Origin of the sequence: Aquisalimonas sp. (assembly GCF_007120195.1) — a bacterium.
Classification (GTDB): Bacteria; Pseudomonadota; Gammaproteobacteria; order Nitrococcales; family Aquisalimonadaceae; genus Aquisalimonas.
In genome coordinates this window covers 1-13,598 of record NZ_SKOG01000202.1, presented here as the reverse complement: position 1 = coordinate 13,598, position 13,598 = coordinate 1, and the positions used below count along the sequence as shown (strand labels likewise).

Annotated in this window: 12 protein-coding genes and 1 pseudogene; 8 read left to right on the top strand and 5 right to left on the bottom strand. The window is 61.1% G+C overall.

Going from position 1 to position 13,598, the window contains the following annotated elements:
* Positions 1–355 (bottom strand): annotated as a pseudogene (locus QZT63_RS14400) (tRNA (5-methylaminomethyl-2-thiouridylate)-methyltransferase); the annotation flags it as partial.
* A gap of 193 nt (positions 356–548) precedes the next feature.
* On the opposite strand from QZT63_RS14400, the gene glyQ reads away from it, so the two are divergent.
* The 4 genes from glyQ to QZT63_RS14380 are packed head-to-tail and all read left to right on the top strand — an operon-like array spanning position 549 to position 4,953.
* Positions 549–1,487 carry a glycine--tRNA ligase subunit alpha gene (gene glyQ, locus QZT63_RS14395; RefSeq protein WP_290652186.1) on the top strand — a complete coding sequence of 313 codons (939 nt, stop codon included), beginning with the start codon at positions 549–551 and terminating at the stop codon, positions 1,485–1,487.
* Complete coding sequence (gene glyS, locus QZT63_RS14390; protein WP_290652185.1) at positions 1,480–3,564, top strand: glycine--tRNA ligase subunit beta; 2,085 nt, start codon at positions 1,480–1,482, stop codon at positions 3,562–3,564. Before glyQ ends, glyS begins: the two co-directional genes overlap by 8 nt.
* Positions 3,561–4,142 (top strand): D-glycero-beta-D-manno-heptose 1,7-bisphosphate 7-phosphatase, encoded by a 582-nt coding sequence (gmhB, locus tag QZT63_RS14385; RefSeq protein WP_290652184.1) that lies wholly within the window; start codon positions 3,561–3,563, stop codon positions 4,140–4,142. Before glyS ends, gmhB begins: the two co-directional genes overlap by 4 nt.
* Positions 4,135–4,953, top strand: a complete 819-nt coding sequence (locus tag QZT63_RS14380; protein ID WP_290652183.1) for a lysophospholipid acyltransferase family protein — start codon at positions 4,135–4,137, stop codon at positions 4,951–4,953. Before gmhB ends, QZT63_RS14380 begins: the two co-directional genes overlap by 8 nt.
* Before the next feature lie 57 nt (positions 4,954–5,010).
* Here the strand turns inward: QZT63_RS14380 and gyrB are convergent, their stop codons facing one another.
* From gyrB to dnaA, 4 genes are all read right to left on the bottom strand, one after another.
* Positions 5,011–7,428 (bottom strand): DNA topoisomerase (ATP-hydrolyzing) subunit B, encoded by a 2,418-nt coding sequence (gene gyrB / locus QZT63_RS14375; RefSeq protein WP_290652182.1) that lies wholly within the window; start codon positions 7,426–7,428, stop codon positions 5,011–5,013.
* A gap of 28 nt (positions 7,429–7,456) precedes the next feature.
* Positions 7,457–8,521, bottom strand: coding sequence for a DNA replication/repair protein RecF (recF, locus tag QZT63_RS14370; RefSeq protein WP_290652181.1), 1,065 nt, complete (start codon positions 8,519–8,521; stop codon positions 7,457–7,459).
* 27 nt (positions 8,522–8,548) lie between these two features.
* Entirely contained in the window at positions 8,549–9,649 is a 1,101-nt protein-coding gene (gene dnaN, locus QZT63_RS14365) for a DNA polymerase III subunit beta (RefSeq protein ID WP_290652180.1), read from the bottom strand.
* 232 nt (positions 9,650–9,881) lie between these two features.
* Positions 9,882–11,225, bottom strand: coding sequence for a chromosomal replication initiator protein DnaA (gene dnaA, locus QZT63_RS14360; protein ID WP_290652179.1), 1,344 nt, complete (start codon positions 11,223–11,225; stop codon positions 9,882–9,884).
* 501 nt (positions 11,226–11,726) lie between these two features.
* On the opposite strand from dnaA, the gene rpmH reads away from it, so the two are divergent.
* The 4 genes from rpmH to yidC form a co-directional block, all read left to right on the top strand.
* The gene (gene rpmH / locus QZT63_RS14355; RefSeq protein ID WP_290652178.1) at positions 11,727–11,861 is read left to right on the top strand and encodes a 50S ribosomal protein L34; all 135 of its coding nucleotides are present in this window, start codon (positions 11,727–11,729) and stop codon (positions 11,859–11,861) included.
* A gap of 13 nt (positions 11,862–11,874) precedes the next feature.
* Positions 11,875–12,267: a ribonuclease P protein component gene (gene rnpA / locus QZT63_RS14350; protein ID WP_290652177.1), complete on the top strand. Its 393-nt coding sequence runs from the start codon at positions 11,875–11,877 to the stop codon at positions 12,265–12,267.
* Complete coding sequence (yidD, locus tag QZT63_RS14345) at positions 12,225–12,452, top strand: membrane protein insertion efficiency factor YidD (protein WP_290652176.1); 228 nt, start codon at positions 12,225–12,227, stop codon at positions 12,450–12,452. Before rnpA ends, yidD begins: the two co-directional genes overlap by 43 nt.
* A 6-nt stretch (positions 12,453–12,458) precedes the next feature.
* Positions 12,459–13,598 (top strand): membrane protein insertase YidC (gene yidC / locus QZT63_RS14340; protein WP_290652175.1); only part of this gene is annotated, 1,140 nt, incomplete at its 3' end.

Here is a 13,598-nt window from a genome sequence, read left to right as displayed (position 1 = left end):
CGTTGGCTTCCATCCACTCCCGGGCCTTGGCGACCATGAAGCCCTTGCAGTCCAGGCACGGATTGAGGTGCTGGCCGTAGCCATGGCGGGGGTTGATGACGACATCCTTGTACTCCTCCACAACGTCAATCATGTGGAGCTTAATTGCCAGGTGTTCGGCGACCCAGAGGGCGTTGTTGCGTTTCGGGCGGTCGCGATTTTTGCTTCGAACCGCATGGGTATGGCCTTCCACGCAGAAACCCGTATAGAAGTTGAGCCCTTCCACATGCACCCCTTGCGCCATGACGGTGCTCGCGGCGAGCATGGAATCCAGCCCACCAGAAATCAAAGCAACGGCCCTTGGTGGTCTGTGCATGGTGCGAACAACCCGTCCATTCGCCTCGGGCTGCACACCGTAACACGGGAGCACCGCTACACGGGTATCCGCGCAGCCGCCAGGGGTTGCCTTCTCCTGCAGAAGACCGAGAGGGTATACTCCACCCCCGGTCGGGCCAGGGGCAGCGGCGACCCAAACAGACCGGTCTGATCAGATGACTTCAGGGGGTAAAGTGGCCCAACATGAGTGGACAGAGGCACGCACTGTCGAGACGTTTCAGGGCCTGATTCAGGCGCTGCAGGATTACTGGGCAATGCAGGGTTGTGTTGTCCTGCAACCGTTGGATATGGAAGTCGGCGCGGGTACCTTTCATCCTGCCACTTGCCTGCGGGCGATCGGTCCGGAGCCCTGGAACGCCGCTTATGTGCAACCCTCCCGGCGACCCACGGACGGGCGTTACGGTGAAAACCCCAACCGGCTGCAGCATTACTACCAATTTCAAGTGGTCATGAAGCCTTCGCCGCTGGAGTTCCAAGAACTCTACATTAACTCGCTGCGCAATCTCGGCCTGGATCCGCTGGTCCATGATGTACGCTTCGTGGAAGACAACTGGGAGTCCCCAACCCTGGGGGCGTGGGGCCTGGGCTGGGAGGTTTGGCTGAATGGCATGGAGATCAGCCAGTTCACCTACTTCCAGCAGGTGGGCGGTTTGGATTGCCACCCGGTCATGGGCGAGATTACGTATGGCCTGGAGCGCATTGCCATGTACCTGCAGGCCCGCGAAAGCGTCTTCGATCTGGTCTGGACCTACGGGCCGCAGGGCAGGGTGACCTACGGTGATGTGTACCACCAAAATGAGGTGGAGCAGTCCGCCTACAACTTTGAACACGCAGACACGGACGCCCACTTCCGCTGCTTTGAACAGTGCGAGCGCGAGAGCCTGCGCCTGGTCGAGCTCGGTTTGCCATTACCGGCGTACGAGCAATGTCTTAAAGCCTCGCATACCTTTAACGTCCTGGATGCCCGGCATGCCATTTCGGTGACGGAGCGCCAGCGCTATATCCTGCGCGTCAGAACCCTCGCGCGGGCCGTTGCGACGCTCTATTACGCACGCCGCGAGGCGCTCGGATTTCCGATGCTCGAGGGCCTTGAGGAGGTTGTTCATGGTTGAGCGACGCGACCTTCTGGTGGAGCTCGGAACCGAGGAGATGCCGCCGACGGCGCTGCGCACCCTGATGAATGCCTTTCGGGATGGACTGGTGCAGCGTCTGCAGGATGCCGAGCTGATTCCCGAGCAAAGCCTTGGGTTCGCGACGCCAAGGCGGCTGGCGGCCCTCATTCGAGGGCTGCCGGTGCGCCAACCGGACCAGACAATCGTGCGTCGGGGGCCGGCCATTCAGACAGCGTATGACAGCACCGGCGAACCCACGCGGGCGGCCGAGGGCTTCGCCCGGTCCTGTGGCGTGACGATGGAGGCCTTGGAGACGCAGCGCACGGAGAAAGGTGAATGGCTCGTGTACCGCGGCATCCATGCGGGCGCGCAAACGGCGGAGTTACTAGCGACTGTAATCCAGGAGACCTTGGACGCGCTGCCGATCCCAAAGCGTATGCGATGGGGTAGCGGCCACGTGACCTTCGTGCGTCCTGTGCACTGGAGTGTGGTGTTGTTTGGCAACGACGTGGTTGAGATGACCCTGCTTGATACCCCGACCGACCGTTACACACGGGGCCATCGATTCCATGCCCCCGAGACCCTCCGGCTGGCGTACGCGGATGAATACGAGCATCGTCTGGAGACGGAGGGTTGTGTCATCGCCGACTTCGACCGCCGACGGCAGCGCATTCACCGCCAGGCGGCTGCGAAGGCGGAAGAAATCGGCGGCACAATCCTCGCCGATGACGCGCTCCTGGACGAAGTCTGCGCACTCGTGGAGTGGCCCGTTGCCATGGTCGGTGGATTCGACGAACGGTTCCTGAACGTTCCCGCCGAGGCATTGATATCCAGTATGCAATCCCACCAGAAATACTTCCCGATCGTCGATCCGAGCGGAGCACTCATGCCGCGGTTCGTCATGACAGCAAATCTCGAAAGCCAAGATCCGGCAGAGGTCGTGCGCGGCAACGAGCGCGTGATCCGCCCGCGCCTTGCCGACGCCGAGTTTTTCTGGAACCAGGACCGGAGACACCCCTTGGCCGCACGCGTGGAGCAGCTGAGGGGGATCGTCTTCCAAAACCGCCTCGGGTCCCTGCACGACAAGCAGCTTCGCGTCGCCGCACTGGGTCGCTGGGTTGCCGGCATATTCGGCACCGATGCAGACCCTGCGGAACGGGCCGCAATGCTCGCTAAATGCGATCTGCTCACGCAGATGGTGGGCGAGTTCCCGGAACTCCAAGGGACCATGGGACGCTACTATGCCCGCCATGACGGCGAGGGGGAAGCCGTTGCGGCGGCCATCGAAGAGCACTACCGTCCACGGTTTGCCGGGGACGACACCCCGCAGACACTCTACGGACAGGTGCTCGCCATCGCAGATCGGGCCGACACGCTGTTGGGGATCTTCGCGATCGGGCAGGCGCCCACCGGTGATAAGGATCCTTTCGCGCTGCGTCGTACCGCGCTGGGGCTCGTGCGAACCCTCATCGAACGCGAGCACAGTCTCTCTCTGGATGCGTTGCTCGGGCGCGCCGCAGAGGCGCTTCCCGACGACCTTGATAGCGTCGGGTATGTAGAGGAGGTCCGTGCCTTTTGTCTGGAGCGTCTGAAGCGCTACTACCATGAGCAAGGCATAGGTGCCGAGGTTTTCGATGCCGTCAATGCCTTGCGCATCGACGATCCCCTGGATTTCCATCGTCGCGTTCATGCCTGCTCCGAGTTCCTCGACCTGGATGCAGCACACAGTCTGGCGGCTGCCAACAAGCGCGTGCGCAACATCCTGCGCAAGGTTGATGAGCCGGTGCCGGACCACCCCGACTCGGAACTCTTTGTCATGAGCGAGGAGCGGATACTTGCCGAGACGCTCGAGCCCCTGGTGCAGGAGGTCGAAGCGTTGGCCAGGGATGGTGCATACCGCGATGCCCTGCAGCGCCTGGCGACAGCGCGGCATGCGGTGGATGCGTTCTTCGACAATGTCCTGGTCATGGCGGAGGACGCAGCGGTGCGCGCGAATCGCCTGGCGTTACTCAAACGCTTGTCAATCCTCTTCGGGCGTGTTGCTGACCTGTCCCGGTTGCCAACCAGCGGCCAATGAGCATCCGCGCCGTCATCCTCGACCGCGACGGGGTCATCAATGCCGACTCGCCGACCTTCATCAAGTCCCTGGCGGAATGGCAACCCATAGCCGGCAGTCTGGAAGCGATTGCCCGCATGAGCCAAGCTGGGTGGCGGGTTGCTGTATGCACCAACCAGTCGGGACTTGCGCGGGGGCTGTTTTCTCACAACGAACTGGAGGCGATTCATCGGCGCTTGCGTGCCGACGTCAAATCCCTCGGGGGACAGATAGACGGCATTTTCGTCTGCCCCCACGGCCCCGACGCTGGCTGTGACTGCCGCAAGCCGCGCCCCGGCTTACTGCACCAGGCTTCGCGGGCGTTGAATTTTTCCCTCCACCGGACGCCGGTGGTCGGAGACAGCTTGCGGGATCTCGAAGCTGCGATCGCCGTCGGCGCGCGACCCATGCTGGTACGCTCGGGTAAAGGCAACGCCACGCTCGCGCAGGGCGTGCCATCGACGACTGAAGTGGCAGCGGACCTGGCGGAGGTCGTGTCCCGGCTGCTGCAGGAACACCAACGGATCAAATCAACGAGCGAGAAGAGAGGCGATGACTAAAACGCCGCGTCCGCCACCCCTGCTGCACCGTTCGCGCGGGGAGAAGTTGCGGGCACTGCCGCGTTCGCTGCTGTGGACCGCTGGAGTGCTCATCATTACGTTGCCCCTGGGCACGCTAGGGCTCTTGGTAGCCATGTGCCTGCCCTACCGCCATCGCTACTGGTTCTTCGTAAAATCATGGAGCTACAGCATTCTTTGGTGGACACGGGTGACCTGTGGGATCCGCTACCACGTGGAAGGCGAGGAGAACATTCCTCAGTCGCCATGCATCGTGATGTGCAAGCACCAGTCCGCATGGGAAACCATGGCGACACAGTACTGGTTCAATCCGCAGACGTGGGTGTTGAAGAAGGAATTACTGCGGCTGCCATTCGTCGGGTGGGCATTATCGCTCCTGTCACCGATCGCCATTGACCGCAATGAACGCAAGGCGGCGATGCAACAGCTGCTGGACCAAGGACGTGAGCGCATCAGGGAAGGACGGTGGGTCATTATTTTCCCTGAGGGGACCCGCATCCCTGCCGGCCGCTGTGGAGAGTACCGTCGGGGAGGAGCGGTGCTGTCCTGGGAGACCGGTACGCCTGTTGTCCCGGTGGCCCACAATGCCGGTGAACTCTGGCCAAGGAATTCTTTCTTGAAGTACCCAGGCGTCATCCGTGTCCGGATCGGGCCACCAATGACGCCGGATGACGCGACACCGGGCGCCTACCTGGGCCGAATTCGGGCGTGGATTGAAACGAACACACGGGAGATCAGTCAGGTCTACGAAGAACAGTCCACGCGGCGGGAAAGCGGCAGGCTCAAGACGTGATGCCGCCGGGCCTCGAGGTCCGGCGGCGACATGTTCCACGTGGAACACTTTGCCCGATCACACGTCCAAATTCGTGGCGGCCAAGGCGTTACGCTCAATAAACTCCCGCCTCGGTTCCACGTGATCCCCCATTAACGTTGTGAACACTTCATCGGCGGCAACAGCATCCTCGATGCGGACCTGGAGCAACCGCCGTGTCTCCGGATTCATCGTGGTCTCCCACAACTGCTCCGGATTCATCTCGCCCAGCCCCTTGTAGCGCTGAATGTTCTGACCGCGTTTGCCTTCCTCTAACAACCATTTTACCACCTCGCCCAAGGTCGCCACCGCTGCGTAGCGCTCCCCCCGCTGAACCGTCGCGCCAGCCCGCAAAAGCCCCCGTTGGACTGACGCCAACGCGCCGATCGCCTGATACTCAGGGGTCAAAAAGAACTCCGGCGTAAAACGGTAGTCATGCCGAATTCCATGACGTCGCTTGGATAATATTGCCTCCTGAAAGCCTCCATCGACGCCCGTATTGATCGTGACCTGATAGCGCGTCCCCTGCGGCTGGTGGCGGTTTAGCTTCTCGACGATTGCCTGAAACCACTGCTGCATGCGCTCGGTATCCGTGAATTCCGTTTCACCAATGGGCTCCGCCTCCAGTATCGCCTCCAGGAATTCCGCGTCCTGCAGCCGCCCCATGCGGTCGATGATTTCCATTACATGAAGGTACTGCCGCGCCAGCTGCTCCAGTGTCTCCTCGCGGATAGCCTCGGCGCCCGGTGCGGGCACCAGGGCGGCGCTGTTCAAAGCCAGCTGCAGCAGATACTCCGTGAGCTCGCGCTCATCCTTGACGTAGTGTTCCTGCTTGCCCCGCTTAATCTTATAAAGCGGCGGCTGGGCGATATACACATGGCCCCGCTCAACCAGTGTGAGCATCTGCCGGTAAAAAAAAGTGAGCAACAGCGTGCGGATATGGGAGCCATCCACGTCCGCGTCCGTCATGATAATGATCCGGTGATACCGCAGTTTGTCCGGCTCGAAGTCAGCCCGGCCAATACCGCAGCCCAGTGCGGTAATCAACGTGCCAACCTCCGCTGAAGACAACATCTTGTCGAAGCGCGCCTTCTCGACATTGAGGATTTTCCCCTTCAGGGGAAGGATTGCCTGCGTGCGCCGGTCGCGCCCCTGCTTCGCTGATCCGCCAGCGGAATCCCCCTCCACGAGGTACAGTTCGGAAAGCGCAGGGTCGCGTTCCTGGCAATCCGCCAACTTGCCGGGCAGGCCGGCAACGTCGAGCGCCCCCTTGCGGCGGGTCATCTCCCGTGCCTTGCGGGCCGCCTCCCGGGCGCGGGAGGCCTCGACAACTTTCTCGCCGATGGCCTTGGCATCCGCCGGGTGCTCCGAGAGGTACTCGGTCAGGCTCTGCGCCATGACCGACTCCACCGCTGTCTTGACCTCCGAGGAGACCAGCTTGTCCTTCGTCTGCGACGAGAACTTCGGGTCAGGCACCTTGACCGACAGCACCGCCGTCAGCCCTTCACGCGCGTCATCGCCGATTGGCGTCGTCTTTGCCTTCTTCAGAAAGCCTTCGCGTTCAAGATACTGGTTCAACGTGCGCGTGAGCGCAGCGCGGAAACCTGCCATGTGGGTGCCACCGTCGCGCTGGGGAATGTTATTCGTAAAGCAAAAGATATTCTCCTGATAGGAATCGTTCCACTGCAGGGCAACATCCACCCCGATGTCCCCGCGCCACGCCGCAATATGCACGACCTGACGATGCAACGGATTCTTGTTCTTGTTCAGATGCTCAACGAACGCGCGGATGCCACCGTCATACTGGAAGACGTCCTCTTTCTGGGTGCGTTCGTCGCGTAAAGCGATGCGGATTCCAGGATTCAGAAACGAAAGCTCCCGGAATCGCTTGGCGAGGATATCAAAATGAAAGTCAATGTTCGTAAACACCTCCGGGCTGGGCCGAAAGGTGATTTGTGTACCGGTTCCCTCCGTCTCTCCAATGACCCGCAAGGGCTCCACGGGGTCCCCCATGCGGAACTCCTGGAGATGGATGTGGCCATTTCTCTTGACGGTCAGCTGGAGGCGCTCCGATAGCGCATTCACGACAGAGACTCCCACGCCGTGCAACCCGCCTGAGACCTTGTAGCTGTTGTCGTCGAACTTGCCGCCCGCGTGGAGCACCGTCATGATCACTTCGGCGGCGGAGCGCCCTTCCTCGGTATGGTTGTCCACCGGAATACCGCGACCATCATCCGTGACCGTGATGGACTGATCGGCGTGGATCTGGACACTGATCATCGAACAATGACCCGCCAATGCCTCGTCTATGGAGTTGTCGACGACCTCGAAGACCATGTGGTGAAGGCCGGTACCGTCATCCGTATCCCCGATGTACATGCCCGGGCGTTTGCGAACGGCATCCAGCCCTCGCAAAACCTTGATATTCGCCGAATCGTAGGTCGGATTGGTGCTCATGGCGCTTCCCTTTTGCAGTGTCGGGGGATTATATCACTTCTCGAAGGTGGCCCTGTTCCATGTGGAACCGGCGAGCCGAAGAGACCGGCAGCCACGCTGGCTCGATCGTTGTAAGAAACAATTGCCCCTGCGCACAGAGGAACCCCTCCATCACCAAGTCCCGGTGCAGCGCGTCGAGTTCTGCGGGCAAATCGTCCACAAGGAGGACCGGGCGGGGACCGTGGGCCGCGGAGATGAGATCAGCCTGGGCGAGCAGCAGTGCAATCGCCACCAACTTTTGCTGTCCCCGCGACAAGCGATACTGCGCCTCCACGCCGTCAACGCGGATTTGCACATCTGCACGGTGGGGGCCGACCATGGTATACCCTCTGGAGTGTTCCGACTCGCGCTGCTCACCGAGAGCCGCAGCCAACGATTGCTGCTGCCGCCATCCACGCCGGTAGCTTAGGTCGACCGAGACGTCCGGCAGCCACCGTCTCAGGTAAGCGGCAATCAGCGGCTTGAGCCGCACGACGGACGCCTGCCGCAGCACATCCACCCCCTGCGCGGCGGTCACAAGCTGTGGCTCGAGCGCTCGGACGGAGCGGAGATCGCTGCTGCGGAGCGCAGCATTGCGTTGCCTGAGTCCACGATCATACCGCTGCCAAATGCGGTGGTATTCCTGTTCCACGTGGAACACTGTCCAATCAAGATAACTCCGCCGGGCGCTCGGACCATCCTGAAGCAACCGGTGACTCTCTGTATTCATTACCTGCACAGGCAGCAACCGCGCCAACTCCGAAAATCCGCGGGCATCGGCGCCGTCAATGCGCACCCGCGTGCCACCGCCATCTCGCCCAACCCCAAGCCAATGCCGAACCCCTCCATCATCGACTCGCCCCTGTACCCGAAGTGGTGACAGCCCCTCCGAGCGAACGCGATCCAGGCGCGCAGTCCGGAAGCTGCGCACCCGCGCCAGTACATGAATCGCTTCAAGCAGGCTCGTCTTACCGGACGCGTTGCGTCCCGAAATGATGTTGCAGGCGGGATCGAATTCAACGGAGGTGTCGTGGAGATTCCGAACCCCCGACAACGATAGGGTCTCGAGCGTCACCGTCTATCAAGCCAGAGCAGTCACGAATTACAACCGCATCGGCATGACTACGTACCGATAGCGGCTGTCATTGGGGTCCTCCACCACCGTGCTGCTGTTTGAGTCCACCAACCCCATCTGTACCCGGTCGCTGTCCACAGCGTTGACGGCATCGAGGAGATAGCTCGCGTTAAAGCCGATTTCCATCGCCTCGGCTTGATACGACACACTCAGCTCTTCGTCGGCCTGCTCCTGCTCCGGATTATTGGATTGGATCCGGAGTTGGTCCCTGTCGAGTATGAAACGCACGCCCCGATGTTTCTCATTGGAGAGAATCGAGGCGCGCACCAGGGCCTGCTTCAGGGCATTGCGTTCTGTGTGCATCACCCGATCCTCAACCCTGGGGATAACGCGCTGGTAATCCGGGAACCGGCCATCGATCAGCTTGGATGTGAAACGCAGGGTTGGCAGCGAGACACGAATATGATTGCCGCCGAGCTCGACGGATACCGCCTCATCACTGTCTTCAAGCAAGCGCAACAATTCCTGCACCCCTTTGCGGGGCACAATGACCTGATGCGCGTCGCCAGGCGGTACATCTCCCTCCAACTCCCCCAGCGCAAGTCGGTGGCCATCCGTTGCGACCGCTCGCAGGCGGCCCGGTTCAAGCTCCAGCAACAAGCCGTTGAGATAGTAACGGACGTCCTGCAACGCCATCGAAAAGTGCGTCTTCTCGATCAGCTGTCGCAAATCCGCTTGTGACAGGCGCAGGGGTCGCGTCTCGCCGATATCCTCCACGGTGGGGAATTCGGACGCCGGGAGGGTAGTCAGCGTGAATCGGCTCCGCTCCGCGGTGATCACCGCCCGGTCACCACTCAGGGCGAGCGATACGTCCGCACCCTCGGGAAGGTTACGCACGATATCCATGAGCTTGCGTGCTGGCAACGTAATCTGACCGAACGCTTCGATGATGGGCGCGGCCGTCGCCACGAGTTCTACCTCCAGATCCGTGGCGGTCAGGGAGAGCCCCTGCTCGTCCGCGACCAACAGAACATTCCCCAGTACCGGCAGCGTTTGGCGGCGTTCCACGACGCCCATAACAGCTTGCAGTGGCTTGAGGAGCGCTTCGCGATGCAGTTTGATCTTCATGACACGCTTCACCTGGTTCGTAGTTATTATAACTCTATGTAGTTAAACCTGTTGTTATTATTACTTACACCCTCTCCTGTGGGCACAACCCTGAATTCCGAGCAGCACCAGCGGCTTGACTCACCGGTTGGCCGGTATAAACCAGTGCATGCAGCCGCTTACAGCCTGCCCATAACCTGTGGATAAAAAAGGGGCGCCAGGGAGGGGCCAACTCCTCCACCGCTTGTCCACACTATGTCGTCAAGGTTCTCAACAGGTTTTGATAGTCCTCATCCATGCGCCCGTCGGCGCCGCGGAGTTCATTCACCTTCCGACAGGCATGCAGAACCGTGGTGTGGTCCCGCCCGCCGAAGGCATCACCAATTTCCGGCAAGCTGTGGTTGGTGACTTCCTTTGCCAGCGCCATTGCCACTTGTCGAGGTCGCGTAATGGAGCGGCTACGCCGCTTCGACAGCAAATCGGTAACGCGAATCTTGTAGTAATCCGCCACGGTCTTCTGGATGTTCTCGATCGTCACCAGCTTGTCTTGCAGTGCCAGCAGATCCTTGAGTGCATGCTTCGTGAACTCCAGCGTAATCGGGTTCCCGGTAAATTGGGCGTTCGCAACCACCCGTCGCAGCGCACCCTCCAGTTCGCGGATGTTCGACCAAATGCGCTTGGCAATGAAGAAAGCCACCTCGTCAGGCACGTCTACCCCGTCCTGGCTCGCCTTGCTCATGAGGATGGCGACACGCGTCTCCAGCTCCGGTGGTTCAATGCCGACGGTCAGACCCCAACCGAACCGCGATTTGAGTCGCTCCTCCAGACCGTCCACTTCCTTGGGGTAACGGTCGCAGGTCAGCACCACTTGCTGCTGTCCCTCTAGCAGCGCGTTGAAGGTGTGGAAAAACTCTTCCTGAGACCGCTCCTTGCGGGCGAAAAACTGGATGTCGTCGATGAGCAGCGCGTCCGCACCGCGGTAATGGCGCTTAAACTCGTTGATCGCATTGTGCTGCAGCGCCTTGACCATATCACCCACAAAACGCTCCGAGTGCAAATAGAGAACCTTGGCGCCGGGGCGGTTGCGCAGGACAAGGTTACCCACAGCATGCATCAAATGGGTCTTACCAAGACCGACGCCGCCGTAGAGGAACAGCGGGTTGTAGGCAGCCCCGGGATTGCCTGCGACCTGCGTGCAGGCGGCGCGGGCGAGTTGGTTCGATTTACCCTCGACGAACGTTTCGAAGGTAAACCGCGCATTGATGTTGCTACTGGCGGGCACGCGCGCACCGGAATGAACCTCTGACCCTTGCCGGGTAGGATCACGGGTGCGTAGTGACGGGCCGGTTGCCGCCTGCGTGCCGATTTCGAGGACTACCTCGTACTCGTCCGAATGGCCAAGGTCAGTAGCAAAAGATTGAATACGTTCAAGAAAATGGTCACGCACCCAGTCCATGACGAAACGGTTAGGGGCCAAAAGACGCAGACGTCCAACGTCCTCGACCGCCTGCAATGGACGAATCCACGTGTTGAGCTGCTGTTCGGGAATCTCGCTTTCCAGGCGCGAGAGACAATGATTCCACACCGAGTTGCCCACGAGTGGCCCCCAAGCAAGCGACGAAATGTAAGCCTTCAGGATGTGCCTATCGAATGTCGGCCCCCTATCCCGGACGGGCAGACTGAGACAGCGGGCCAGGACTCTGTTTCGAGGCCAAGGCTAACCGGAACAGGGGCGCCCCGGCTGACTCGGTCAAGCTCGCGCAAGCCTTTGACATGCGCGGCATTAAGGCCCACTACCTGCCCCCGCCCCGGGGACTCAATGGCTCCAGGCAGCGTCCTTCTCCTCATCTGCCTGCGGAGTCTATACGGCAAGACAGACTCTATCCACAACCGCTCGTCGGGCGCATCACCCGCGCCCATGATTCCTGCCGGGTGTCCTCGCGGGAGCAAAGCAGCGACCGCAGCGGTCCAACGATCGTATTGTTCGAGCATGCTGCCGGACAGCGTTGACACGACGCCGCGGTCAGCGGTACATTCGCCGGCTCGATTTGGGGTGTGCCAACGACTCAAGTAGCGCTAGCAGCGAACGGAAACCATCATGAAGCGGACGTACCAGCCAAGCGTGATCAAGCGGAAACGGACACACGGATTTCGTGCCCGCATGGCCACCAAAAACGGACGGCAGATCTTGAAGGCCCGTCGGGCCAAGGGGCGCGCCCGGTTGACGCCCTGAACCTAGGACCGCAATGACGCCGGATCCGCGGACGTTTCCTCGCGCTGCGCGGCTATGCTCGCCTCCCGAGTTCCGTCTGGTCTTCGCGAGCGCGGATCGAGTCGCGGATCGTTACTTCACCGTCCTCGCGGCGCCAACGGGTCAAGACGAGGCCCGGCTCGGCTTGGCCATCGGGCGACGCGCGGCGCCCCGAGCGGTGGATCGGAACAGAATTAAGCGAATCGCGCGCGAGTCCTTTCGGCATCACCGGTCAGATCTCCCGCCCGTGGACGTGGTGCTGATGTCCCGGCCGGCGGCGCGCACCGCCAGCCGGGATACACTCCGCGAGTCGCTCGCGCGGCTCTGGCAGCGATTGGTGAAACGATGCGAACACTGGTCACGCGCATCCTCAGGCTCTACCAGCTGATTGTCAGCCCACTGATCGGGCCATGTTGCCGATTCTATCCGTCCTGCTCGCAATACACGATTGAGGCCGTCCGCGTCCATGGCGTGATTCGCGGCCTGTGGCTTGGCATCAGGCGTCTTCTTAAGTGTCACCCATGGCATCCGGGTGGTGTCGATCCGGTTCCCGAACCACGTGCGAAAGACTGAGAATCGATGGAAACGCAGCGGATACTTCAGTTCTTTGCCCTCGCCCTTGTCCTGCTTTTGATCTGGACGGCGTGGCAGGACGACTATGGTGTGGGAGCACCGGAGGAGCCGGTCGCCGAAGAAGAGCGGATTGACGACCCGGGCGACGTGGACGACGTGCCGGCACCCCCTGAGCCCGGTGACCAGCCCGAGCCGGAGGAGGACGACGTCGCCGAACCGGCGCCGCAGATAGACGATGCCGCTGCTCCGGCCACGGCCGCGGGCGATCGCCTGGAGCGCGGCAACACCGTGCGGGTGCGCACGGACAAGCTGGATGTGGAGATCAGCACCCGTGGAGGGGATATCCGCCAGGTGGATCTTTTGCGCCACTATCGGACGCTGGAAGGCCAAGAGCCCTTTCGGCTGAAGTCTGACGTGCTCCAAGAGTTGTTTATCGCCCAGTCCGGCCTGGTTCCAAGGCAGGGAGAGGGTCCGGGACCGCAGAGTGAGTTTCGCGTCGACCAGCACGAGTACGTGCTCGGTGACGACGAGGACACCATTGAAGTGCCGCTCGTGTGGGAAAACGATGATGGCATCAAGGTGACAAAACGCTACATCTTCGAGCGCGACAGCTACGTGATCAAGATGGAGCATGAAGTCGAGAACGCGAGCGATGCAGACTGGGATGCGTACCAGTACGCCCAGCTGCGCTCCGGCGACATCGATGACGGCACCTCCTGGTTCATTTACACCTATACCGGCGGGGTCGTACACGGCGAGGAGAACAGGTACGACAAGATCTCCTTCTCCGATATGCGCAGCGATGACCTGTCAGAGGATTTGACCAACGGCTGGGCGGCGATCATCCAGCATTACTTCGTCGGCGCTTGGATTCCGCCGCGGGACGAGACTCACCGCTATTACACCCGCTCGCTCGACAACAATCAGTACCTGCTAGGGATTTCCTCGCCGCGTCAAAACATTGCCGCGGGGTCCTCCGGCACGTTTGAACACCAGCTGTGGGTTGGGCCGAAGGAACAGGAGCGCCTCGCTCAAGTGGCCGAAGGCCTGGATCTCACTGTCGACTACGGCTGGCTCACGATCATCTCCAAGCCGTTGTTTATCGCGCTATCGTGGATCCATGGGGTTGTGGGCAATTGGGGATGG

What these genes read in the sequence shown, in the direction of transcription:
- yidD (WP_290652176.1), top strand. Translation starts at nt 12,225, where the DNA reads ATGCGAACACTGGTCACGCGCATCCTCAGGCTCTACCAGCTGATTGTC.
- rnpA (WP_290652177.1), top strand. Translation starts at nt 11,875, where the DNA reads ATGACGCCGGATCCGCGGACGTTTCCTCGCGCTGCGCGGCTATGCTCG.
- glyS (WP_290652185.1), top strand. Translation starts at nt 1,480, where the DNA reads ATGGTTGAGCGACGCGACCTTCTGGTGGAGCTCGGAACCGAGGAGATG.
- dnaN (WP_290652180.1), bottom strand. Translation starts at nt 9,649, where the DNA reads ATGAAGATCAAACTGCATCGCGAAGCGCTCCTCAAGCCACTGCAAGCT.
- gyrB (WP_290652182.1), bottom strand. Translation starts at nt 7,428, where the DNA reads ATGAGCACCAATCCGACCTACGATTCGGCGAATATCAAGGTTTTGCGA.
- rpmH (WP_290652178.1), top strand. Translation starts at nt 11,727, where the DNA reads ATGAAGCGGACGTACCAGCCAAGCGTGATCAAGCGGAAACGGACACAC.
- QZT63_RS14380 (WP_290652183.1), top strand. Translation starts at nt 4,135, where the DNA reads ATGACTAAAACGCCGCGTCCGCCACCCCTGCTGCACCGTTCGCGCGGG.
- gmhB (WP_290652184.1), top strand. Translation starts at nt 3,561, where the DNA reads ATGAGCATCCGCGCCGTCATCCTCGACCGCGACGGGGTCATCAATGCC.